Raw genomic sequence first — 21,720 nt, 5'->3', positions numbered from 1 at the left:
TCGGATGTCTGCGGCAGGATGGAGGCATGCGCGTACTCGATTCGCACCTGCACCTCTGGGATCCCGAGCTTCTGCACTACACCTGGCTCGAAGGCCCGCTCGCCTGGCTGTTCGGTGAGACCGAGATCGAGCACGCGCGAATAGGGAACGCGACCTCCGAAAGAGCGGTTTTCGTGCAGGCCGAGACGATCGAAGACGACTTCCTCGACGAGGTGCGCTGGGTGGCGAGTCTGGCCGCCCGCATCGGAGTGGTCGGAATCGTCGCCGGCGCTCGTCTCGATCGCGGCACCGACACGACCGCCCACCTTGAAGGCCTTGCGGCCGAGCCGCTCGTGGTCGGCGTGCGTCACAACCTGCAGGGCGAGCCAGACGGGCTGGCGGTGTCGGCCGCCTTCGTGACCGGCGCCCGCGAGGTCGCAGCGCAGGGGTGGGCCTTCGACGCCTGCATCCGTGCATCCCAGCTTCCCGAGGTCGCCCGTCTCGCGGGGGCGGTGCCCGAGCTGCGGATCGTGCTCGATCACCTGGGCAAGCCGCAGGTCGGCACCGCGGATGCTCCGGTCGCGCCGACGATGGAATGGGTGCGGGATCTCGACGACCTCGCACGGCATCCGAACGTGTGGTGCAAGCTGTCGGGGCTTCCGGCCGAGGCCGGGGGCGACTGGTCGGCTGAGCAGATGCATCCGTTCCTCGACGCCGCAGCCGACGCGTTCGGCGCCGAGCGACTGATGTGGGGCAGTGACTGGCCGGTCTCGGTCATCGGCCCCGCTGAAGCAGACGACCCGTACGCCAACGAAGACGGAACCCCGATGTACCAGCCCACGGCGCGCAGTCGGTGGGCGGATGCCGTGAGCGGCTGGGCCGAGCGCCGCGGACACGACGTCGACGCGATCATGTGGCGCAACGCCGAGGAGTTCTATCGCGTCGGCGCCAGGCCCCCGCGCGAGGACGCTCGGGAGGAGCGGCCTCGTCGCGGTTTCCTGGGATGGCTGCGGGGCGACCGCGCGTAGCGGCCGACTCAGCTGCCGACGGGGCGGAGGCGCAGCTGCGCCATGCCGCCGTCGACCTCGATGAACGTGCCGGTGGTCGAACCCGCGGCGGGGCTCACGAGGTAGGCCACAGCCGCCGCGACCTCGTCGGGCGAGACCAGACGACCGTGCGGCTGGCGGGCCTCGAGCGCGGCACGCTCGGCGGCCGGGTCGGAGGCCGAGTCGAGGAGGCGCCCGACCCAGGGGGTGTCGGCGGTGCCGGGGTTCACGGCGTTGACGCGGATGCCGTCGCGCAGGTGGTCGGCTGCCATGGCGCGCGTCAGGGCCGAGACGGCGCCCTTCGACGCGCTGTACAGAGCGCGCTGCGGCAGGCCGGTGGTCGAGGCGATGGATGCCGTGTTGCACACGGCCGCGCTCGGCGACCTCTTGAGCCAGGGCAGCGCTGCCGAGGTGACGCGGGCGATGCCGGTGACGTTGATCGAGAGCACTCGCGCCCACTCGTCGTCGTCGTTCGCGCTGATGTCGCCCTGTGCGCCGACCCCGGCGTTGTTGACGACGATGTCGATGCGCCCGAACCTCTCGGCGACGGCGGCCACGGCCGCATCCACCGATGCGCGGTCTGACACATCGGCCGTGAACGCGGCGAACGCGGCATCCGCTCCTGAGGTGTCGCGATCGAGCACCGCGATCTGGGCGCCGTCGGCGTGCAGTCGGGCAGCGACCGCCGCGCCGATTCCTGATGCGCCGCCGGTGACGATCGCGACCAGTCCGTCGAGTCTGTTGCTCACTTCTGTGCCTCCCATGCCACGAACTCCTGGCGCTGGTGCCCGAGCCCTTCGATCTCGATCTCGACGACGTCGCCCGCCCTCAGGTACGGGAACTTGCCGCCGAACGCGACGCCCTGCGGGGTGCCCGTGAGGATCAGGTCGCCGGGCTCGAGCGTGACGTACTGCGACAGGTGGTGCACGATCACGCGCACGTCGAAGATCATGTCGTCGGTGTTCGAGTCCTGCCGCGCGTCGCCGTTGACCCAGCTGCGCAGCCGCAGGTTGTCGACGTCGACCTCGTCGGGGGTGACCAGCCACGGGCCGGTCGGGTTGAAGCCCGGGGCGATCTTGCCCTTCGACCACTGCCCTCCGGAGACCTCCATCTGGAAGGCCCGCTCGGACACGTCGTTCGCCGTGACGTAGCCCGCGATGTGCGCGTCGGCATCGTCGGGTGAATCCAGGTAGGCGGCGCGAGCACCGATGACGATGCCGAGCTCGACCTCCCAGTCGGTCTTCTCGCTGCCGCGGGGGATCGTGACCGCATCGTTCGGACCTACGACCGTGTTCGGCGTCTTCAGGAACATGATCGGCACGGTCGGCGGCTCGGAGCCCGACTCGCGGGCGTGGGCCGCGTAGTTCTGGCCGATGCAGATGACGGCGCTCGGGCGCGCGATCGGCGCTCCGATGCGCATCGCTGCGGCATCCTCGAGCACGGGGAGCTCGTCGGCGGCGAGGGCGGCGTCGATCCGCGCGCGGAAGTCACCGGCGAGGAAGTCGCCATTGACATCGGATGTCACCGACCTCAGATCGAGGTAGCGCTCACCGTCGACGAGGACGGGGATCTCGGCGCCGGGAGTGCCTAGCCGTGCGAACTTCATGTCTCTCCTGATCACTGAGGATTCTGTGTTGCGGGGCGCGCCATGGAGGCCCGTCTCGTTGACAGTATAGACATCGGATGTTTACACTCCAAGAGATCTGCACGAATCCCCACCCCGTGCACGAGAGGACCCCGTGAGCCGCATCGTCGCCCTCGACACGACCGACATCCGCTTCCCCACGTCGCTGAGTCTGGACGGATCGGATGCCATGAATCCCGATCCCGACTACTCGGCCGCGTACGTGATCGTGCGCACCGACGCCGAGGACGGCATCGACGGCCACGCCTTCGTCTTCACCATCGGGCGAGGCAACGACGTGCAGGTCGCCGCGATCGACGCGCTCGCCGGGCACCTCGTCGGGCGCGAGATCGAGCCGCTGCTCGACGACATGGGCACGACGTTCCGCGACATCATCGGCGACTCGCAGCTGCGGTGGCTGGGGCCCGAGAAGGGCGTCATGCACATGGCGATCGGCGCGGTCATCAACGCGCTCTGGGACATCAAGGCGAAGCGCGCGGGTCTGCCGCTCTGGCAGCTCCTCGCACGGATGACGCCGGAGGAGCTGGTCGACCTCGTCGACTTCCGCTACCTCACCAATGCGCTCACGCGCGAGGACGCGCTCGAGATCCTGCGTGCCGCAGAGCCGGGCCGCATCGAGCGCGAACGAGAGCTGCTGGCCACCGGGTATCCGGGATACACGACGAGCCCCGGCTGGCTCGGCTACTCCGACGAGAAGCTCGAGCGGCTCGCCCGCGAGGCGATGGCCGACGGCTTCACCCAGATCAAGCTCAAGGTCGGCGCCGACCTCGACGACGACATCCGCCGCTTCCGCAAGGCGCGCGAGGTCTGCGGACCCGACTTCCCGATCGCGATCGATGCGAACCAGCGCTGGGAGGTGTCGGAAGCGATCGAATGGGTCAACGCGCTCGCCGAGTTCCACCCCGCCTGGATCGAGGAGCCGACCAGCCCCGACGATGTGCTCGGTCACGCCGAGATCGCCAGGGGAGTCGCGCCCATCCGCGTCGCGACCGGTGAGCACGCGCAGAACCGCGTCATCTTCAAGCAGCTGCTGCAGGCCGAGGCGATCGCGGTCATGCAGATCGACGCCGTGCGCGTCGCGGGCGTGAACGAGAACATCGCCAACCTGCTGCTCGCGGCGAAGTTCGGGGTGCCCGTCTGTCCGCATGCCGGCGGGGTCGGCCTGTGCGAGGCCGTGCAGCACCTGTCGATGTTCGACTTCGTCGCCGTCACGGGCACGCGCGAAGGCCGCATGATCGAGTTCGTCGATCACCTGCACGAGCACTTCGTGATCCCGACCGACATCCAGGGCGGCTCGTATATGGCGCCGACTGTGCCGGGCTCCGGCATGGAGATGAAGGCCGAGAGCATCGCCGCCTACACGTGGAAGGGACAGCATGTCGGCGTCTGAGGCTCTGGCGGTCCCCGCTCTCGGGTACGGGGCGGCGAACGTCGGCAACCTGTTCCGCCCGCTGAGCGACGACGAGTCGTGGGCGATCCTGGAGGCGGCGTGGGACAGCGGCATCCGCTACTTCGACACGGCTCCGCACTACGGGCTCGGACTCTCGGAGCGACGCCTGGGCGCATTCCTGCAGACCAAGCCGCGTGAGGAGTACGTGCTGTCGACGAAGGTCGGCCGGCTGCTGCGACCGAATCCCGACCACGACGGCGGGCTCGACACCGCGAACGACTTCCACGTGCCCGCCGACCTGCAGCGCGTGTGGGACTTCTCGGACGACGGGATCCGCGCCGGTCTCGACGAGTCGCGCGAGCGACTGGGCATCGAGCAGATCGATCTGGTCTACCTGCACGACCCCGAGCGGCATGACCTCGACCTCGCACTCGCCGAGGCGCTTCCGGCGCTCGAGCAGCTGCGCTCTGACGGGCAGGTGTCGGCGATCGGGATCGGCTCGATGGTGTCGGACGCGCTCGCCGCATCGGTGCGCTCGGCCGACCTCGACCTGATCATGGTCGCCGGTCGCTACACGCTGCTCGAGCAGCCCGCCGCTGCCGAGGTGCTGCCCGCCTGTCGTGAGACCGGCACCGGCATCGTGGCGGCATCGGTGTTCAACTCCGGCCTGCTGGCGTCGAGCGAGCCGCGCCGTGACGGTCGCTACGAGTACGGTCAGCTGCCCGACGAGCTGTGGGAGCGGCTGCTGCGCATCGCCCGCGTGTGCGCCGACCACGCCGTGCCGCTGCCCGCCGCGGCGATCCAGTTTCCGCTGCAGTCCGACGTCGTGCGGTCGGTGGTCGTCGGGGGCAGTCGGCCGGCGCAGCTTCGTCAGAATGCCGAGTATGCGGCGCTCGAGATCCCGGCGGCGCTGTGGGATGAGCTCGCGGCGGAAGGGCTGATCCCCGCCTGAGTACGGCGACCGGACTCAGCGACCGACGGTCGACTCGCGGACGACGAGCTCGGCGGCGAACGGCGTCGGGGCGGGGAGTGCAGCCGCCGGATCGGCGAGCTGTCGGATCAGCGCCGCACCCGCCGCCCGTCCGATCTCGTACCCGGGCTGCCGCACGCTCGTCAGCGGCACGACGCTCTGATGCGCCTGCGCGACGTCGTCGAAGCCGACGAGCGCGATCTCGTCGGGCACGCGGATGCCGTGACGCAGCAGTTGAGTCATCACGCCGATCGCCACCATGTCGTTCGCCGCGAAGATCGCGTCGGGCCTGTCGTCTGCAGGGAGCGCGAGGATGCGTTCGGCGACCTCGAGGCCGTCTTCCGTCGTGAGATGCGGCACGTCGAACACCTCGACCGTGGCGTCCGAGCCGGTGACGGCGTCGCGCAGCCCCTGCAGCCGGTCGTTCGACTGACTGACGCTCGGCGCCCCGAGGAACAGGATGCGGCGGCGTCCGATCGCCAGCAGGTGCTCACCCGCGAGGCGGCCGCCGCCGCGGTCGTCGAAGAGGACGGAGCCGACGGTCGGGGAGTCGGGGATGGGCCCGACCACCACCGAGCGGATGCCGCGGTCGGCGAGCTGCTCGAGCCGGGGCACCACGTCTTCGAGCGGATAGATCACGATGCCCTGCACCCGATGCGCTTCGAACATGTCGATGTTGCGACGCTCGGTGTCGGCGTCGCGGTTGCTGTTGCTGAAGAACAGCGACCAGCCGCCCTCGCGGGCGACGTCCTCGACACCGCGCGAGAGCTCGTGGAAGTACGGCAGCCAGGCATCGAGGAGGATCAGCGCGAGCGCTTTGCTCGACCCCGCGCGCAGCTGTCGTGCGGATTCGTTCGGCACGTAGCCGAGCTGTTCGATCGCGGCCCGGACCTTCGCGGCGCTCGATTCGCCCAGCACGTGAGGGTGGTTGAGGTAGTTCGAGACGGTCGAGGAGGAGACCCCGGCGAGGGCGGCGACATCTTTGACGCTGGCGGGCATGGAGCTCCTTGTCGGCTGCGCCGGTGCGCTCGTGCGCGGGGGCCACTGCGCACCGGCGCGGCACCGACGAGTCCACAGTAGCCGAGCAGTTGGCACGTGCCAAGAAAGTTCTTGACAGCCTCGTACGACCCCGCGTACCGTGACCTGAACGCGGACTTGGCACGTGCCAAATCCCAGAGGCGATGGTGCCCCACACCCGTCTCCGAGAGGTCTCATGAACATCGGATGCCACGGGCTCGTCTGGACCGGACACTTCGATACCGACGGCATCCGACTCTCGGTGGAGCAGACGAAGGCGGCAGGCTTCGACCTGATCGAGTTCCCGCTCATGGATCCGTTCACGTTCGATGTCGCCGCCGCGAAGGAGGCGCTCGAAGAGCACGACCTCGCCGTCAGCGCCTCGCTCGGTCTCTCGGGGGCGACGGATGTGACCAGTTCTGATCCGGCAGTCGTCGCCGCGGGGGAGGCGCTGCTGATGAAGGCCGTCGATGTGCTGGCCGAGCTGGGCGGCCGGCACTTCTGCGGAGTGATCTACAGCGCGATGCAGAAGTACATGGACCCGGTGACGACCGAAGGGCTCGAGAGCAGCCGTCGCACCATCGCCCGCGTCGCGGATCACGCGGCCGAGCGAGGGATCTCGGTCTCGCTCGAGGTCGTGAACCGCTATGAGACCAACGTGCTGAACACCGCGCGGCAGGCACTCGCCTACCTCGCGGAGGTCGATCGGCCGAACCTCGGCATCCACCTCGACACGTACCACATGAACATCGAGGAGTCGGATATGTTCGCGCCGGTCCTCGATGCCGCACCCGCCCTCCGCTACGTGCACATCGGCGAGAGCCACCGCGGCTATCTCGGCACCGGAACGGTCGACTTCGACAACTTCTTCAAGGCGCTGGGGCGCATCGGCTATGACGGCCCGATCGTGTTCGAGTCGTTCTCCTCGGCGGTGGTCGCCCCCGACCTCAGCCGGATGCTCGGCATCTGGCGCAACCTGTGGACCGACAACGTCGAGCTCGGTGCGCACGCCAACGCCTACATCCGCGACAAGCTCGTCGCGGTCGACTCGATCAGGCTGCACTGACCCAGCGCAGTCCGTTCGAGATCCAGACCCGTTGTCAACTTGTTATTACAGGTCTTCCCATCTGAACACGTCTTAGTTACATTTAGATACAACTTGCGCAGGGTGGGGCGCAGGACGCAGAATTGATCCGATGTTTCCAGGCCCGACTGGAATATCGCATAACGACCTTCAAGGAAGCAGGTGAGCACATGAGTGACCCCATTCTCAGAGTCGAGGGGATCAGCAAGGGATTCCCCGGTGTGCAGGCTCTCAAGGACGTGCACCTCGAGGTGCGGGCCGGCGAAGTGCTGGTGCTCGTGGGCGAGAACGGCGCGGGCAAGTCGACTCTGATGAAGATCCTCTCGGGGATCTACACCAAGGACGAGGGCACGATCACCTTCGAGGGCCGGGAGGTCGAGCTCACCAGCCCCCTGCAGGCGCAGCAGCTCGGCATCACGATCATCCATCAGGAACTCAACCTGATGCCCGACCTCACCGTGGCGCAGAACATCTACGTGGGGCGCGAGCCCACGACCGGTCCCTTCCTGTCGGAGCGCAAGCTCAACGCGCAGACCGCTGCACTGCTGCAGCGTCTCGACATCAGACTGAACCCGCGGCAGCTCGTGGGCGAGCTCACGGTGGCCGAGCAGCAGATGGTCGAGATCGCCAAAGCGCTCTCGTTCAACGCCAAGGTGCTCATCATGGACGAGCCCACGTCGGCACTCACCGACTCCGAGACCGAGACCCTGTTCGTGCTGATCGAGCAGCTGCGGGCGTCAGGCACCGGCATCGTCTACATCTCGCACCGCATGGACGAGCTGCGGCGCCTCGCCGACCGGGTCACCGTGCTGCGTGACGGCACATACATCGGATCACTGGATAAATCCGAGGTGAGCGTCCCCAAGATCATCGAGATGATGGTCGGCCGCGTGATCGACGAGGGAACCAGACCGCAGGCCCGCGAGCACGCCAACGATCCGATCGTGCTCGATGTGCAGGGGCTCTCGACCAAGAGCCTGCTCACAGACGTGTCGTTCCAACTGCACCGGGGCGAGATCCTCGGCTTCGCCGGTCTCATGGGGGCCGGTCGCACCGAGACGGCCCGGGCCATCATCGGAGCCGACCACCGCGACGGGGGCACCGTGTCGATCGGCGGACGACCGGTGCGCATCGCTCAGCCGGCGGATGCCGTCAAGCACGGCGTCGGCTACCTCTCGGAGGACCGCAAGCTGCTCGGGCTGATGCTCGAGCAGGACGTCACCTTCAACACCGTGCTCGCCTCACTCGGGTCGTATGCCAACGCGATCGGCTGGATGGGCGACGGCAAGGCGAAGAACCGCACCAAGGACTACGTCCAGCAGCTGCGCGTCAAGACGCCCTCGGTCAACCAGGTCGTCAAGCTGCTGTCGGGAGGCAACCAGCAGAAGGTCGTCATCGCCCGGTGGCTGATGCGCGACTGCGACATCCTCATCTTCGACGAGCCGACGCGAGGAATCGACGTCGGCGCCAAGGAAGAGATCTACCGCCTGATGCAGCAGCTCGCTGATCAGGGAAAGTCCATCATCGTCATCTCGTCGGAGCTGCCGGAGATCCTCCGCGTCGCGAACCGCATCGCGGTCTTCGCGAACGGGCGCATCACCGGCACGCTCCGCAACGAGGACGCCAGCCAGGAGAAGATCATGCAACTCGCAGCCCACGGAGAGGAAGACTGATGAGCGCTCCGCAGAACGGGTCGTCGACGACGACGATCATCCAGACGGCTCTCGATGAGAACACCGACAAGCGCGACGTGGTCGGCTTCCTGAAGCGTCAGGTGCAGCAGTCCCTCGCATTCGGCACCCTGATCGTGCTCGTGATCTTCTTCTCGATCGCCAGCCCGAACTTCTTCACCTTCAGCAACATCGCGACCGTGCTGCTGTCGACCGCGGTCATCGGCATCCTCGCCCTCGGCACGACGTTCGTCATCATCACCGGCGGCATCGACCTGTCGATCGGAACCGGCATGGCCCTGTGCGCCGTGATGACCGGTGTCATCGTCACCAATCTCGGCCTGCCGGTCTGGCTCGGCGTGATCGGCGGCATCGCGACCGGTGTGCTGATGGGCCTCGTGAACGGCATCAACATCACGTTCCTGCGGCTGCCCCCGTTCATCGCGACCCTCGCGATGATGATGATCGCCGGAGGCCTCGCCCTCGTCATCTCCAACGTTGCGCCGATCTACTTCTCGACCTCGGCACCGGACTTCAAGAAGATCGCGCTCGGCGTGATCATCCCCGGCATCCCGAACGCCGTGCTGATCACCGCTGCGCTCGCGATCGTCGCCTGGCTGGTGCTGTCGAAGACGCTCCTGGGCCGGTACACCTTCGCGATCGGCTCGAACGAGGAGGCCACGCGCCTCTCGGGCGTCAACACGCGACGCTGGACGATCTTCATCTACATGTTCGCGGGAGCCTTCACGGGCATCGCGGGCATCGTGATCGCCGCCCGTCTCGACTCGGCACAGCCGCAGATCGGCACCGGGTACGAGCTGCAGGCCATCGCGGCCGTCATCATCGGCGGCACCTCGCTGCTCGGCGGGCGCGGGTCGATCCTGGGCACCGTGATCGGCGCGCTGATCATGAGCGTGCTCGTCAACGGTCTGCGCATCATGTCGATCCAGACGGAGTGGCAGAACATCGTCGTCGGCGTCGTCGTGCTGCTGGCCGTGTTCCTCGACTCGCTGCGCAACCGCCAGCACACCTGACCAAGACCTATCCCCCCCACCACCACACAGAGAACAATGGAGTTTCCATGAAATTCGGCAAGAAGACCGCATTCGCGGCACTCGTGGCCGCATCCGCCCTCGTCTTCGCGGGCTGTGCCGGCGGCGGTGACGTCATCGAAGAAGGCAGCGGCGGCGACGGAGGCAGTGGCGACGGCGAGATGTACATCGCCATGGTCTCGAAGGGCTTCCAGCACCAGTTCTGGCAGGCCGTCAAGAAGGGCGCGGAGCAGAAGGCCGAAGAGCTCGGTGTCCGCATCACGTTCGAAGGCCCCGCGGCCGAGACCGAGATCGCACAGCAGCTCGAGATGCTGACCGCCGCGATCGACAAGAACCCGGATGCCATCGCCTACGCAGCCCTCGACCCCGAGGCGTGCGTCGCCCCGCTCGAGCAGGCGAAGTCGAAGGACATCCCCGTGGTCTACTTCGACGCCCCGTGCGACGGCGACGTGGGCCTCAGCCTCTCGGCCACCGACAGCAAGGTCGCCGGCGCGCTGGCCGCCGAGCACATGGCCGACCTGATCGGCGGATCGGGCGAGGTCGCGATCGTCGGCCACTCGCAGATCAACTCGACCGGTGTCGAGCGTCGTGACGGCTTCGTCGAGAAGATCGAGGCGGACTACCCCGACATCGAGATCGTCGACATCCAGTACGGCGACGGCGACCACCTGAAGTCGGCCGACATCGCGAAGACGCTGATCGCGGCGCACCCCGACCTCAAGGGCATCTACGGCACCAACGAGGGCTCGGCCATCGGCGTCGTCAACGCCGTGAACGAGCTGGGTCTCGAGAAGGGCAAGATCACGATCGTCGGCTTCGACTCGGGAGCAGCCCAGATCAACGCGATCAAGGACGGCACGATGGCCGGCGCCATCACGCAGGACCCGATCGGCATCGGCGAGCAGGTCGTGCAGGCGGCCTACGACGCGGCCAACGGCGACTCGGTCGACGAGTTCTACGACACGGGTTCGTACTGGTACGACAGCACCAACCTCGAGGACGAGGACATCGCAGCGGTCCTCTACGAGTGACCCGCTGAGATCACAGAGAAGCCCCTCGCCTTCGGGCGGGGGGCTTCTCTGCGTGTGCGGGGGTCAGATGCGGCGCAGGAAGGTGAGGATCGACGAGGGCTCGACGATGAGCTGCTGCAGGGCCTCGTTGAACGGCACTCCGGCGGGAGCGGCGAGGTGCGCCTGGAAGGCGGCCTCGTCGCGGTAGACCTCGTAGACGAAGAAGCGGTCGGGGTCGTCGACCAGTCGGGTCGCATCGAACACGACGTTGCCCTCTTCCGCGCGCACGATCTCGGCGAAGTCGCGCAGCAGTGCGGCGACGTTGTCGCCCTGCTCGGGGCGCGCGGTGAAGATCGCGTGCAGGATCGTGGGCTCGGCCATGGAAGTGCTCCTCGGAGATGGGGGATCAGGCAGACAGGGTGAGCAGACGCGCGGGGTTGGCGACCAGCATCCTCTCGACTGCATCCTCGCCCACCGCCGACCGCAACCGCGGGAGGCAGCGCTCGCCGAGGTAGGCGAGTCCCGGCATTCCGCCGTACGAGATGTACCGGGTTCGACGGGCGACGTCGCCGCCGAGAAGCACCCGGTCGACGGCGCCGAACTCGACGACCCGCTCGGTCAGGGCGAGCAGCTCGGCATCCGACCTCGTGCGCGGGCGGGCGAAGCCGTCGTATCCCAGATAGGCGCCGCGCTCGGCGAGCGAGGCGTGCAGGCCGGCATCCGGGTCTCGGTCGGCATGCGCGAGCACGACACGATCGGATGCCACGCCCTCGGCCTCGAGAAGATCGAGCACCTCGTGGGCGGCGGTGCAGAACTCCAGGTGCACCATGACCGGTGCCCCGGTCGTTCGATGCGCGTCGGCGACCGCGAGCAGCGTCGTGCGCTCGAAGGGGCTGATGCTCCAGTAGTCGACGCCCGCTTTGAGCATCCCGGCGCGCACCACGGCGCCATCGGGTGCTGCCGCACGGGGGACGTCGGGCGTCTCGAACACCAGTGCATCGTCGACGACCATGCCGCGAGTCACCTCGGAGACGAAGAGCTCGGCGAGGCGCTCGACGCCCCATACCTGCAGCGGATGATCCGCACCGTAATGCGCCTCGCGGTGGCGCCCCGTCGTCGCGACGACATGCATCCCGGTGCCTGCACTGATGCGCGCTACGGCCTCGGGGTCGCGCCCGAGGCCGAACGGAGTGGCATCGACCATCGCCGTGAATCCGCTGGCCTTCAGCAGCGCGGCCTCGCGACCCGACAGGTCTTCGTCGTCGAGCTCGTCGCCGACGAGCAGCGGCGAGATCTGGAACAGATGCTCGTGATAGTTCGTCGCCCCGAGCTGCGCCGGGTCGACGTCGCCGAGCACTGTCCGGATGCCCGGCATCAGCGCACCGACTCGGCAGCCTCGGCGAGCCGCTCGACGATCTCGGGGGTGAGGTCGATCTCGAACACGTCGGCGACGACCTGCGACCAGCCGTGGATGAAGTAGCGCCAGCCGTCGATCACGTGCAGTGCGCGCTCGGTCTGCTGCGCGCGCGCCTGATGCAGGAACTCCAGCGACCCGCGGTAGTTGAACTCCCACACCCACGCGTCGGTCGGAAACACGACATCGTCGGGCAGCGGCGACCCGGGGCGGTCCTTGCCGAGGCCCGTGGCGTTCACGATCAGCGACCCAGCCGGGGCGGCCGCGACGATCGCCGCGGCATCCTGCACCGTGTCGGTGCGCACGTAGGTGATCAGGCCCTCGGGGGTGCCGTGCTGGCGGTGCACCTCGCGCAGGTGGTCGAGCTTGTCGTCGTCGCGGGCGGTGACGGTGATCTTCGCCGGAGCGTCCGCGCGCTCGGCCAGCGCCCAGCTCAGGGCCGTGCCGGAGCCGCCGGCGCCGAGGATCACGACCTCGGCACCCGTGCGGGCGAAGTGGTCGGTCGGGAGGAAGTCGTTCAGCGCGAGGTCGACCGTGAGAGGGTCCTTGGCGCGGCCGATCAGACGATCGCCCCGCTTCGAGATGCTCGAGATCTCGGAGCACGAGACGGCGAACGGGTCGAGCTCGTCGAAGAGGTCGGATGCGGCCGCGAAGACGTTCATCTTGTGGGTGGTGACGAGGGCGCCGCGGTGGTGGGGGTCGTCGCGGATCTGCTCGACCATCGCGACGTACTGCTCAGGGGTGGCATCCATCGGCAGGTCGTGCCCGATGAGGTTCTCGGTGGGGAGTCCCAGCACCTCGGCCCACTTCGGGAACACCTTCATGATCGACGACGAGCCGGTGCTCACGCCGACGAAGCCCATGTAGCCGCCGGTCGTGGTGGCGGGAGTCTCGGTGATGGTCATGGCCTGGTCCTTCAGAGTCGGGGAGAGACGGGGTGGGCGGGGGAGCGCCCTGCGAGCACGGCGAGCACGTCGTCGAGCGACATCGAGCCCATGTTGTCGACGGCCTGGGTCGTCTGCGCGCCGAGGTGCGGGGTGACGGTCACCCGATCTGCGAGGTCGTCGGCGAGCAGCGGGCTCGCACTCGCCGCGGTGTCGCCGTTCAGGGTGTCGGCGGCGTATGCACCGAGACGGCCGTCGCGCAGGGCGTCCGCGATGGCCGCCTCGTCGACGAGGTCGGGGCGCGCGGTGTTCACCAGGATCAGGCCCGGTCGGATGCTGTCGAGCCGCGCCGCGTCGACCAGCGTCTGTCCACCGGGGGCGTGCAGGGTGATCAGGTCGGCCGAGCGGAACAGCTCGTCCAGATCGATCGGCTCGGCGCCGCGCTCGACGATGACGTCGGCCGGCAGGAAGGGGTCGGTCGCAAGAACCCTCGAGCCGAAGCCGCCCAGGCGACGGGCGACGCCCTGACCGATGCGTCCGAAGCCGACGATGCCGACTGTCGCGGCACCGAGCTCCCGCCCTCGTCGCACGCTCCAGTCGCCCGCGCGCACCCGGCGATCGCCGTCGGGGATGAACCGCAGTGCCGCGAGCATGAGGCCGACGGCGTGGTCGGCGACAGCATCCGCGTTCGCGCCCGGGGTGTTGGTCACGGGGATGCCGCGCCGCAGCGCCGCATCGAGATCGACGGCCTCGGTGCCGACGCCGTAGCGGGCGACGACCCTGAGGTTCGGAGCGGCCGCGAGGTGCTCGTCGGTCACCGGCCCCGTGCCGGCGATCCACCCCTCGGCTGCCGCGAGCAGGGGCGCGAGCTCGGCGAGACCGTGGTGCGCGGGTCCGCGGACGACCTCGTGACCCGCGGCTGTGGCCCGCCCCACGAGGTCGAGATCGCCGTCCGAGAACGACCGACTCGTGGCGAGGATGACGCCCATCAGCGCTCCTCGGCCGGCGGCGCGGCGGCGAACCACGGCTCGAGGGCCGCGTAGGCGTCGACGAAGCGGGCATGCCGCTGCGCGTGCGCGGCGTGCCGACCGGCATCCGGTGCGAACTCCGCCGTGACCTCGCTGAGCGCCCTGGCCGCCGAGAAGTCCGCGAGCCCGAGCCCGACCGCACCGGTGACCGCGGCGCCGAGGCTGTTGGCCTCTTCGACGATCGTGCGGCGGCGGATCGGCACGCCCCAGACGTCGGCGAGGATGCCGAGCCAGGCGTCGCTCTGCGCCCCGCCGCCGACCGCGTCGATGCGGTCGATCGCGGCTCCGGATTCGCGGAAGGCCTGGATGCAGGTGAGCAGGTTGTAGGCCACGCCTTCGAGCACGGCTCGCGTGAGGTGCGCGCGGGTGTGGTGCCGACCGATGCCGACGAAGGCGCCCCGGGCGTGCGGATCCCACAGGGGAGAGCGCTCGCCGAGGAGATAGGGCAGGAAGTACAGGTCTTCCGTGTCGAGGTCGCCGCCGGCCTCTGCGGTGAGGCGCGCGGTGTCGGGGTGGGCGGGGTCGGGCGAGAGCGCCTCGGCGATCCACTGCACCGATGCCCCGCCGGCCTGCATGGTGGCGGTGGGCACGAACGAACCGGGCACGACGTTGTCGAAGGTCATGGTGCGCATCTGCGGGTCGTGCAGCGGGGTGAGGCTGGCGAACGAGATCCACGACGACGTGCCCAGGCACACGTAGGCGCCGTCTTCGGGGGCGACGATGCCCGAGCCCACAGCGGCGAGCGGCCCGTCGCCGCCTCCCATGACCACGCGGACCGATGGCGACAGCCCGAGGGCATCCGCAGATGCGGTCGTGAGCGTTCCGGCGACGGTCGTCGACTCGAGGATCTCGGGGAAGAGCGCGGCGTCCAGTCCGGCCGCGGCGAGAACCTCGACCGACCACGTGCCGCGCAGCTGGTCGTAGGCGTTCGTGCCCGAGGCGTCGGAGCGCTCGGTCGCGAGGCGTCCGGTGAGCCGGTAGACGATGTAGTCCTTGGCCACGCAGAAGTGGCGCACCCGAGCCCAGACATCCGGCTCGTTGTCCCGCACCCACATGATCTTCTCGATCGAGTACGTCGGGTTCAGACGGTGGCCGAGCGCGCGATACGCGTCTGCGGCGCCGAGCCGTTCTTCGAGCGCGCGGGTCTGCGCACCCGAGCGCGTATCGGCCCAGATGATCGCGGGGCGCACCGGCTCGCCGTGGGCGTCGAGCAGCACGGTGCCCATCATCTGGCCGCTGACGACGAGGCCGACGACGGTCTCGGGGGCGACTCCCGCGCGGGCGAGCAGCTGCCGGGTCGCCGAGGCGACGGCATCCCACCAGTCCGCCGGATCCTGCTCGGCGATGCCGCCGGCGGCGAAGTGTGCGGGGTAGGGAACCGTGACCGAGGTCACGAGGCGCCCGTCGTCGTGGTGGAGGGACGCCTTGTTGCCGGTGGTGCCGAGGTCGTGCGCGATCAGCATGGCCGAGCCTATTCCGCGGAGGGGGACGCGGAATAGGGGCGCAGGTCGACTCCCTCGCCCGAGCGATACGCCCGGGAGCCCATGCCGTGCTCGAGCACCCAGCCGTAGTCGTGGCCGGCGCCGCCCGGATACACCGCGAGGAACGCATAGGGCTCGTCGCCCGTGTTCACCGACCGGTGCGCCCATCCGGGCGGGATGTAGCCGATGGTGCCCGGGAGCATGTCGAGCCACTCGGTGCGCTCGCCGTCGAACATGAGCAGACCGCCGCGGCCCTTCAGCGCGAGGTAGATCTCGCCCTGGTGGTTCGGATGCTGGTGCCCCTTGGTCATCCAGAGCTCACCCGAGGTGTCTCCCGGCATGATCGTCGTGATCGACTGCGGCAGCTCCCGGTCGGCCTCCGGCACGGGCGAGCTGGTCACCGTGTAGACGACGGGATCGTCGCCGGCGGATGCGGCGGCCCAGGCATCCGCGTCGAGGAACAGGCCCTCGAGGTCGGACATCCGGCGCGTGAGCGTGGGCCCCTCGGGCGAGAGCGTGAGCTTCTCGGCGTCGAACGCGATCGCCATCGGCGAGATCGGAGGGGTGTGGAACTGGGGCATCGATGCTCCTCGTACGGGTGCTGCGGCGCTGCGCAACCTGTAATGACAAGTCGAGTGTACCTGTTATGACAAGTGGCGTCCAGTGCTCGGATGAGCGGGGTAAGCGCGCGGGCGTGGGCGCGGGTGTGGGCGCGGGTGGCGGGGCCGTTGCCGGCGGGACGCGAGATCAGGAGGATCGACCCGAATCAGGAGAGAAGGGCGACAATCATCCTGATCTCGACGCATTCTCCTGATCTCAGGATGCTGCGCGCAGCGCGCGTGCGAGGTGGGACCTGCCGTCGCGGATCGCCGCGGCCGCCACCTCCTCGCCCCCCGGATATTCGGCGTGGCCCGCGGGGAGGACGGCGAGTTCGAGCATCCGAGCCGCGTTCGCGACGCCGAACTGTCCGGGCGGCGGCACGTACGGGTCCCACAGCGCCGCCTCGACGCGCACCGGGATGCGGGCGAAGCCGAGGGCCGTCGAGGCGTCGAACAGGCGCAGCACTTCGCGGGCCTCCGGATGCGCGGCGACGTGGTCGCGCACGGTCTCCCCGCTGCCGACGCAATGTACGGCGAGGCGCTCGTCGTACTGTCCGAAGCTCGGCACGATGAGGGTCGCCCCAACGTAGCGGTCGTCCCACGGCAGGGCGAGGGCGCCGATGCCGCCGCCGAAGCTCTCGCCGACGTAATAGAGGGGCACGGCGCCGACGAGGGTGGTGAGCGCATCCGCAGCGAGCCAGAGGTCTCGGGCGCAGAGGCCGAGCACGTACGAGTCCGGGCTCTCGATCCCGGCCAGCACATGCTCGGCCTGGGGTGCGGGGGCGCCGACGCCCGTGTTCAGCGTGGGCAGCCCTCGGGCGACGGGGAAGATCGCGGCCGCATCGTCGGGTATGCGAGCGAGGTCGACCGCATCCCGTCCGCCGTAACCATGGCTGTGCACGACCCCGACCCGCGCCGGGGCGGCGAGGGGTTCGACGAGCCAGGCGCGCAGGCGGGTGCCGTCGACTCCCGCATGCTCGATGACCGACACACGTCGGCCGTGAACGGTCTCGGCGGACAGCACGGTGGGTGCGGCATCCACCGTCTTCGCCTGGTGTCGCCAGCCCTGCCACCGCTCGGCGAACCCGTCGGGTGCGGCGACCGGAGCGATCGCGCGGAGCGCGCTCAGCGTGTGGCCGTAGCTCGCGTCGAACTCGGCGTCGGCGAACCAGATGTCGTAGGGGGAGGGGGAGATGCTCATCGGTCACCGAGGCTACCCGGCCGAGATCAGGAGAGTGTGCCGAGATCAGGAGAGTGTGCCGAGATCAGGAGCATACCGCGGAGATCCTCCTGATCCGGCGCGGTTCTCCTGATCTCAGGCGGGGCTGCGGACGACGCCGAGGGCGCGTCGGCTCAGGCCCGGTCGGGCCACGGTGCAGGGCTCAGGCGCGTGAGCGCCGCGCGCGATAGGCGGCCACGGCGTTGCGGTTCGTGCAGGTCGTCGAGCAGAAGCGCTTGGAGCGGTTGCGCGAGAGGTCGAGGGCGAGTGCCTCGCAGGTGTCGTCGGCGCAGATGGAGATGCGTGAGCCCTCATCGGCGCGGATGACGTCGATCAGCGCCATGGCGGTCTCGATCAGCACGCGCTCGGCGAGCGGGCGTTCGTCGGCGACGGCGTGCAGATGCCAGTCGACCCCGTCGTGGCGCACCAGTCTCGGCGCCAGATGCGCCTCGGCGAGAGCGGCATTGACGTGCTCGGCCATCTCGTCGCGGGGCGCGAGCAGCATGGCGCGCAGGCGCGGGCGCAGGTCTCGCAGCGAGGCCAGCTCGGCCTCGTCCCGGTCGAGCCGGCCGGAGTAGGGGAAGTCGGCGAGGAAGGCGTCGTAGTCGGCGAGCGTCTCGAGGGTCTCCGGGTCCTCTGCCGAGTTCACCAGCCAGACGGCCGAGCGCAGAGCCTCCTCCGTGTCATCGGTGAAGTTCATGTTGACACCTTACATCCTGCGAGAGTAGCGTCACCTGTCATGAGCAAGGTTGCAAATGACATCGTTGCGCCGGGTGTGCGATTCGGTCTGCCCCTGGCGATCGGCGCGGCCTTCGCGTTCGGGATGTCCGGCGCCTGGGCTCGAGGACTCATCGACGCGGGATGGACCCCCGGTGCGGCAGTGACCGCGCGGGTCTGGGTCGCTGCTCTCGTGCTGCTCGTGCCGACGATCATCTCGCTCCGGGGTCGGTGGGGAGTGCTCAGGAAGAACGCGGGCATGGTCGCCGCCTACGGACTCCTCGCCGTCACCGCCACGCAGCTCTGCTATTTCCAGGCGGTGGCCGTGATGGACGTCGGCCTCGCGCTGCTCATCGAGTACACGGCCCCGATCGCCGTCATCCTCTGGCTGTGGGTCCGGCGGGGTGAACGGCCGAGTCGCCGCAGTGTGATCGGCGCGGCCATCGCCTTCGTCGGTCTCGTGCTGATGCTCGACATCATCACCGGTGCCGAGGTCAACGTCGCCGGCATCCTCTGGGCGCTCGCCGCGATGGTCGGCGCCGCGACGTACTTCCTGCTCTCGGCCAAGGCCGACACCGGCCTGCCGCCGATAGCGCTCGCCGGAGGAGGGCTGCTGCTCGGCGCCGTCGCTCTCACGATCGCCGGCCTCGTCGGCATCCTGCCCACCGCCTGGACGACCGATGACATCACCTACCGCTTCGGCACCGTGCCGTGGTTCGTGCCGGTGCTGGCGATCGGCCTCATCGCCACTGCCCTCGCCTACGTGCTCGGCATCGCTTCGACCCGGATGCTGGGCTCGCGCCTCGCATCCTTCGTCGCACTCTCCGAAGTCGTCGCCGCACTGCTGTTCGGCTGGCTGCTGCTCGGACAGCTGCCCGACCTGCTGCAGGCTCTCGGCGGAGCGCTCGTGCTCGTCGGAGTGGTGGTCGTGAAGCTCGGCGAGCCGCGCCCTGCGGAGTTCGTCGAACCGGTTCCGGATGCCGTCGCGCTGCCGCAGCGGTAGTCACACGCGGGGGTGCCGGTGCGCGGTCGAATTCGCACCTCTGGGCGGCTCTTCGGATGCTTCTTTGACCACCCACCGGGCGTGGGATGCTCTTTCGACCATCCGCCGATCGGGCTGCGCGCACGGCGGGGCCGCGCGGCTCCGGCCACCGCGACACTCAATGTATACGTCTAACCCCTGATTCGGTAACTCGGTTCGCAGATACCGCATCTATGTATACACTGAGGGCATGAGCTCTGTCGCCGATCGCACTACCGCGAGCGACCGAGCCCACGCGGCACTGCTGGAGGAGATCCAGTCGGGCGCCCTCCCCGCCGGGTTCGTGCTGGGCGAGGTCGAGCAGGCCGCTCGCCTCGGCATCAGCCGCACGCCGATGCGCGAGGCCCTGCGCCGCCTCGCGGCCGACGGCCTGGTCGTGCAGCAGTCGCCGCGTGTCACCGTGGTCGCAGACCTGGATGCCGACGACATCCGCGCCCTCTTCGAGATCCGCCGCGCGCTCGAGGAGACCTCCGCCAGACTCGCCGCCCAGCGAGGGGACGCTTCGCTGTTCGCCGCGCTCGCCGACGAATTCGCGCACGTCGATCTCGCCGCCGTCGAAGGCCGCGACGCGTACTACGCCCTCATCGCTCGCTTCGATGCCGCTCTCGACCAGGCCGTCGACAACGACTACATCGCCTCGGCGCTGCGCACCGTGCGCACCCACCTCGTGCGGGTGCGGCGCATGGCCCGCGACAAGCCCGACCGCCTCGCGGCCTCCGCGGCCGAGCATCGCACGATCGCCGCAGCGCTCGGTGCGCGAGACGGCGACCTCGCCGCGCACGCCACTCACGTGCATCTCCACAACGCGCTCACCGGCATCCTCGACTCCCTGACAGCCAACCCAGAAGGTGTGAAATGACCGTCACCCACCACGTCCGTGTGCACCGCAGCGACGAGAACCTCGCTCGAGAAGACCAGCTCGCCTGGAAGATCGCCGAGGTCGCCGCCGACCCGGTCGAGGTCGAGCAGGACGTCGCCGACATGATCATCAACCGCATCATCGACAACGCGTCGGTCGCCGCGGCGTCGCTCACCCGCGGCCCCATCAACGCGGCCCGCGCCCAGGCGTTCAGCCACCCCGTCTCGACCGGTGGCATCGGCGCCACGGTCTTCGGCGCCGCTCTCGACCACCGCACCAGCCCCGAGTGGGCGGCCTGGGCCAACGGCGTCGCCGTGCGCGAGCTCGACTACCACGACACGTTCCTCGCGGCCGAGTACTCGCACCCGGGCGACAACATCCCGCCGATCCTCGCCGTCGCCCAGCACGTGCAGGCTGACGGCCGCGCGCTGCTGCGCGGCATCGCGACCGGCTACGAGATCCAGATGGACCTCGTGCGCGCGATCTGCCTGCACAAGCACAAGATCGACCACGTCGCCCACCTCGGCCCGTCGGCCGCGGCCGGCATCGGCACTCTGCTCGGGCTCGACGTCGAGACGATCTATCAGGCCGTCGGCCAGGGCCTGCACACCACGACCGCCACGCGACAGAGCCGCAAGGGCGAGATCTCGACGTGGAAGGCGCACGCCCCGGCCTTCGCAGGCAAGCTCGCCGTCGAGGCGGTCGACCGGGCGATGCGGGGGCAGACCAGCCCCGCCCCGATCTATGAGGGCGAAGACGGCGTGATCGCCTGGATGCTCGACGGCAAGGATGCCGCCTACGAGGTGCCGCTGCCCGCCGCGGGCGAGGCGAAGCGCGCGATCCTCGACTCGTACACGAAGGAGCACTCGGCCGAGTACCAGGCGCAGGCGTGGATCGACCTCGCCCGCAAGCTCGGCACCGAGAACCCGGCCCTGCGCGACCCCGCGAACATCGAGGCGATCGTGCTGCACACCAGCCACCACACGCACTACGTGATCGGCTCTGGCGCGAACGACCCGCAGAAGTACGACCCGACGGCATCGCGCGAGACCCTCGACCACTCGATCCCGTACATCTTCGCTGTCGCCCTGCAGGACGGCGGTTGGCACCACGTCGACTCGTACACGCCCGAGCGGGCCGGTCGCGAAGACACCGTCGCTCTGTGGCACAAGATCACCACGGCGGAGGATGCCGAGTGGACGCGCCGCTACCACTCTGAGGACCCCGACGTGAAGGCGTTCGGCGGTCGCGTGGAGTTCCGCCTGACCGACGGCACGACCGTGGTCGACGAGATCGCCGTCGCCGACGCGCATCCGCTCGGCGCCCGTCCGTTCGCCCGCGCCAACTACATCGCGAAGTTCCGACTGCTGGCCGAGCCCGTGCTCGAGCCGGCCGAGATCGAGCGGTTCCTCGAGCTCGTGCAGCGCCTGCCCGAACTCACGGCCGCCGAGGTCGGCGAACTGTCGATCATCGCCAAGCCCGGCCTGCTCGACGCGGCGGATGCTCCGAAGGGCCTGTTCTGATGAATCTCACCGCGTTTCGTCTCGGTCCGCTTCGCGGGCCTCGCTCAACGACCGAGGGAGCGGGACCCCCGGTCGTTGAGCGAGCACGGCG

21 protein-coding genes are annotated in these 21,720 nt (G+C 69.1%); 10 read left to right on the top strand and 11 right to left on the bottom strand.

From position 1 onward, the window contains the following. The first annotated feature begins 26 nt into the window (after positions 1-26). Positions 27-1,007: an amidohydrolase family protein gene (locus tag MRBLMI13_RS17780; protein WP_367824326.1), complete on the top strand. Its 981-nt coding sequence runs from the start codon at positions 27-29 to the stop codon at positions 1,005-1,007. A gap of 8 nt (positions 1,008-1,015) precedes the next feature. On the opposite strand, the gene MRBLMI13_RS17775 is transcribed toward MRBLMI13_RS17780, so the two are convergent. Continuing rightward, positions 1,016-1,789, bottom strand: coding sequence for an SDR family NAD(P)-dependent oxidoreductase (locus MRBLMI13_RS17775; RefSeq protein ID WP_367824324.1), 774 nt, complete (start codon positions 1,787-1,789; stop codon positions 1,016-1,018). Then, positions 1,771-2,631, bottom strand: a complete 861-nt coding sequence (locus tag MRBLMI13_RS17770; protein ID WP_367824322.1) for a fumarylacetoacetate hydrolase family protein — start codon at positions 2,629-2,631, stop codon at positions 1,771-1,773. The genes MRBLMI13_RS17775 and MRBLMI13_RS17770 overlap by 19 nt, the downstream gene beginning before the upstream one ends. Before the next feature lie 133 nt (positions 2,632-2,764). Here MRBLMI13_RS17770 and MRBLMI13_RS17765 point away from each other — a divergent pair, with 133 nt between their 5' ends. Then, positions 2,765-4,060 (top strand): L-fuconate dehydratase, encoded by a 1,296-nt coding sequence (locus MRBLMI13_RS17765; RefSeq protein ID WP_056374434.1) that lies wholly within the window; start codon positions 2,765-2,767, stop codon positions 4,058-4,060. Then, the gene (locus MRBLMI13_RS17760) at positions 4,047-5,012 is read left to right on the top strand and encodes an aldo/keto reductase (RefSeq protein ID WP_367824320.1); all 966 of its coding nucleotides are present in this window, start codon (positions 4,047-4,049) and stop codon (positions 5,010-5,012) included. The genes MRBLMI13_RS17765 and MRBLMI13_RS17760 overlap by 14 nt, the downstream gene beginning before the upstream one ends. A 15-nt stretch (positions 5,013-5,027) precedes the next feature. Here MRBLMI13_RS17760 and MRBLMI13_RS17755 read toward each other — a convergent pair whose 3' ends face one another. Further along, positions 5,028-6,029: a LacI family DNA-binding transcriptional regulator gene (locus MRBLMI13_RS17755; RefSeq protein ID WP_079113650.1), complete on the bottom strand. Its 1,002-nt coding sequence runs from the start codon at positions 6,027-6,029 to the stop codon at positions 5,028-5,030. 214 nt (positions 6,030-6,243) lie between these two features. Here MRBLMI13_RS17755 and MRBLMI13_RS17750 point away from each other — a divergent pair, with 214 nt between their 5' ends. From MRBLMI13_RS17750 to MRBLMI13_RS17735, 4 genes are all read left to right on the top strand, one after another. Then, complete coding sequence (locus MRBLMI13_RS17750) at positions 6,244-7,113, top strand: sugar phosphate isomerase/epimerase family protein (protein WP_367824317.1); 870 nt, start codon at positions 6,244-6,246, stop codon at positions 7,111-7,113. A gap of 188 nt (positions 7,114-7,301) precedes the next feature. Continuing rightward, positions 7,302-8,804, top strand: coding sequence for a sugar ABC transporter ATP-binding protein (locus MRBLMI13_RS17745; RefSeq protein ID WP_079113648.1), 1,503 nt, complete (start codon positions 7,302-7,304; stop codon positions 8,802-8,804). Then, entirely contained in the window at positions 8,804-9,835 is a 1,032-nt protein-coding gene (locus MRBLMI13_RS17740; protein WP_194285966.1) for an ABC transporter permease, read from the top strand. Before MRBLMI13_RS17745 ends, MRBLMI13_RS17740 begins: the two co-directional genes overlap by 1 nt. A 47-nt stretch (positions 9,836-9,882) precedes the next feature. Next, on the top strand, positions 9,883-10,884 hold the full coding sequence (locus MRBLMI13_RS17735; protein ID WP_042541376.1) for an ABC transporter substrate-binding protein: 1,002 nt from the start codon (positions 9,883-9,885) through the stop codon (positions 10,882-10,884). Between the two features lie 63 nt (positions 10,885-10,947). On the opposite strand, the gene MRBLMI13_RS17730 is transcribed toward MRBLMI13_RS17735, so the two are convergent. The 8 genes from MRBLMI13_RS17730 to MRBLMI13_RS17695 form a co-directional block, all read right to left on the bottom strand. Then, positions 10,948-11,244 carry a putative quinol monooxygenase gene (locus MRBLMI13_RS17730; RefSeq protein ID WP_367824314.1) on the bottom strand — a complete coding sequence of 99 codons (297 nt, stop codon included), beginning with the start codon at positions 11,242-11,244 and terminating at the stop codon, positions 10,948-10,950. Positions 11,245-11,269: 25 nt separating this feature from the next. Then, positions 11,270-12,238, bottom strand: a complete 969-nt coding sequence (locus MRBLMI13_RS17725) for a phosphotriesterase family protein (protein WP_367824312.1) — start codon at positions 12,236-12,238, stop codon at positions 11,270-11,272. Beyond that, positions 12,238-13,182 carry a shikimate dehydrogenase family protein gene (locus MRBLMI13_RS17720; protein WP_367824310.1) on the bottom strand — a complete coding sequence of 315 codons (945 nt, stop codon included), beginning with the start codon at positions 13,180-13,182 and terminating at the stop codon, positions 12,238-12,240. The genes MRBLMI13_RS17725 and MRBLMI13_RS17720 overlap by 1 nt, the downstream gene beginning before the upstream one ends. Positions 13,183-13,193: 11 nt before the next feature. After that, positions 13,194-14,150 (bottom strand): NAD(P)-dependent oxidoreductase, encoded by a 957-nt coding sequence (locus tag MRBLMI13_RS17715; RefSeq protein ID WP_367824308.1) that lies wholly within the window; start codon positions 14,148-14,150, stop codon positions 13,194-13,196. Further along, a complete protein-coding gene (gene xylB, locus MRBLMI13_RS17710; RefSeq protein ID WP_367824306.1) occupies positions 14,150-15,652 on the bottom strand; it encodes a xylulokinase in 1,503 nt (500 codons plus the stop codon). The genes MRBLMI13_RS17715 and xylB overlap by 1 nt, the downstream gene beginning before the upstream one ends. 8 nt (positions 15,653-15,660) lie before the next feature. Then, positions 15,661-16,251 carry a glucose-6-phosphate isomerase family protein gene (locus MRBLMI13_RS17705; protein WP_367824304.1) on the bottom strand — a complete coding sequence of 197 codons (591 nt, stop codon included), beginning with the start codon at positions 16,249-16,251 and terminating at the stop codon, positions 15,661-15,663. A gap of 235 nt (positions 16,252-16,486) precedes the next feature. Continuing rightward, complete coding sequence (locus tag MRBLMI13_RS17700) at positions 16,487-17,470, bottom strand: acetylxylan esterase (RefSeq protein WP_367824302.1); 984 nt, start codon at positions 17,468-17,470, stop codon at positions 16,487-16,489. A gap of 181 nt (positions 17,471-17,651) precedes the next feature. Then, entirely contained in the window at positions 17,652-18,188 is a 537-nt protein-coding gene (locus MRBLMI13_RS17695) for a CGNR zinc finger domain-containing protein (RefSeq protein WP_367824300.1), read from the bottom strand. Between the two features lie 39 nt (positions 18,189-18,227). Here MRBLMI13_RS17695 and MRBLMI13_RS17690 point away from each other — a divergent pair, with 39 nt between their 5' ends. The 3 genes from MRBLMI13_RS17690 to MRBLMI13_RS17680 all read left to right on the top strand — a co-directional run bounded on the left by MRBLMI13_RS17690 (position 18,228) and on the right by MRBLMI13_RS17680 (position 21,629). Further along, positions 18,228-19,208: an EamA family transporter gene (locus MRBLMI13_RS17690; RefSeq protein WP_367824298.1), complete on the top strand. Its 981-nt coding sequence runs from the start codon at positions 18,228-18,230 to the stop codon at positions 19,206-19,208. Positions 19,209-19,437: 229 nt separating this feature from the next. Next, positions 19,438-20,106, top strand: a complete 669-nt coding sequence (locus tag MRBLMI13_RS17685; RefSeq protein ID WP_079113639.1) for a GntR family transcriptional regulator — start codon at positions 19,438-19,440, stop codon at positions 20,104-20,106. After that, entirely contained in the window at positions 20,103-21,629 is a 1,527-nt protein-coding gene (locus MRBLMI13_RS17680; protein ID WP_367824296.1) for an MmgE/PrpD family protein, read from the top strand. Before MRBLMI13_RS17685 ends, MRBLMI13_RS17680 begins: the two co-directional genes overlap by 4 nt. Positions 21,630-21,720: the final 91 nt, after the last annotated feature.

It is taken from the genome of Microbacterium sp. LMI13-1-1.1 (assembly GCF_040815625.1).
Classification (GTDB): Bacteria; Actinomycetota; Actinomycetes; order Actinomycetales; family Microbacteriaceae; genus Microbacterium; species Microbacterium forte.
Note: the sequence above shows the minus strand (reverse complement) of the source record. Positions and strands in the feature narration are given on the sequence as shown.

Excerpts from the sequence above, each read along its gene's own strand:
- MRBLMI13_RS17780 (WP_367824326.1), top strand. The coding sequence starts at position 27 with ATGCGCGTACTCGATTCGCACCTGCACCTCTGGGATCCCGAGCTTCTG.
- MRBLMI13_RS17775 (WP_367824324.1), bottom strand. The coding sequence starts at position 1,789 with ATGGGAGGCACAGAAGTGAGCAACAGACTCGACGGACTGGTCGCGATC.
- MRBLMI13_RS17770 (WP_367824322.1), bottom strand. The coding sequence starts at position 2,631 with ATGAAGTTCGCACGGCTAGGCACTCCCGGCGCCGAGATCCCCGTCCTC.
- MRBLMI13_RS17760 (WP_367824320.1), top strand. The coding sequence starts at position 4,047 with ATGTCGGCGTCTGAGGCTCTGGCGGTCCCCGCTCTCGGGTACGGGGCG.
- MRBLMI13_RS17755 (WP_079113650.1), bottom strand. The coding sequence starts at position 6,029 with ATGCCCGCCAGCGTCAAAGATGTCGCCGCCCTCGCCGGGGTCTCCTCC.
- MRBLMI13_RS17750 (WP_367824317.1), top strand. The coding sequence starts at position 6,244 with ATGAACATCGGATGCCACGGGCTCGTCTGGACCGGACACTTCGATACC.
- MRBLMI13_RS17745 (WP_079113648.1), top strand. The coding sequence starts at position 7,302 with ATGAGTGACCCCATTCTCAGAGTCGAGGGGATCAGCAAGGGATTCCCC.
- MRBLMI13_RS17740 (WP_194285966.1), top strand. The coding sequence starts at position 8,804 with ATGAGCGCTCCGCAGAACGGGTCGTCGACGACGACGATCATCCAGACG.
- MRBLMI13_RS17735 (WP_042541376.1), top strand. The coding sequence starts at position 9,883 with ATGAAATTCGGCAAGAAGACCGCATTCGCGGCACTCGTGGCCGCATCC.
- MRBLMI13_RS17730 (WP_367824314.1), bottom strand. The coding sequence starts at position 11,244 with ATGGCCGAGCCCACGATCCTGCACGCGATCTTCACCGCGCGCCCCGAG.
- MRBLMI13_RS17725 (WP_367824312.1), bottom strand. The coding sequence starts at position 12,238 with ATGCCGGGCATCCGGACAGTGCTCGGCGACGTCGACCCGGCGCAGCTC.
- MRBLMI13_RS17720 (WP_367824310.1), bottom strand. The coding sequence starts at position 13,182 with ATGACCATCACCGAGACTCCCGCCACCACGACCGGCGGCTACATGGGC.
- MRBLMI13_RS17715 (WP_367824308.1), bottom strand. The coding sequence starts at position 14,150 with ATGGGCGTCATCCTCGCCACGAGTCGGTCGTTCTCGGACGGCGATCTC.
- xylB (WP_367824306.1), bottom strand. The coding sequence starts at position 15,652 with ATGCTGATCGCGCACGACCTCGGCACCACCGGCAACAAGGCGTCCCTC.
- MRBLMI13_RS17705 (WP_367824304.1), bottom strand. The coding sequence starts at position 16,251 with ATGCCCCAGTTCCACACCCCTCCGATCTCGCCGATGGCGATCGCGTTC.
- MRBLMI13_RS17700 (WP_367824302.1), bottom strand. The coding sequence starts at position 17,470 with ATGAGCATCTCCCCCTCCCCCTACGACATCTGGTTCGCCGACGCCGAG.
- MRBLMI13_RS17695 (WP_367824300.1), bottom strand. The coding sequence starts at position 18,188 with ATGAACTTCACCGATGACACGGAGGAGGCTCTGCGCTCGGCCGTCTGG.
- MRBLMI13_RS17690 (WP_367824298.1), top strand. The coding sequence starts at position 18,228 with ATGAGCAAGGTTGCAAATGACATCGTTGCGCCGGGTGTGCGATTCGGT.
- MRBLMI13_RS17685 (WP_079113639.1), top strand. The coding sequence starts at position 19,438 with ATGAGCTCTGTCGCCGATCGCACTACCGCGAGCGACCGAGCCCACGCG.
- MRBLMI13_RS17680 (WP_367824296.1), top strand. The coding sequence starts at position 20,103 with ATGACCGTCACCCACCACGTCCGTGTGCACCGCAGCGACGAGAACCTC.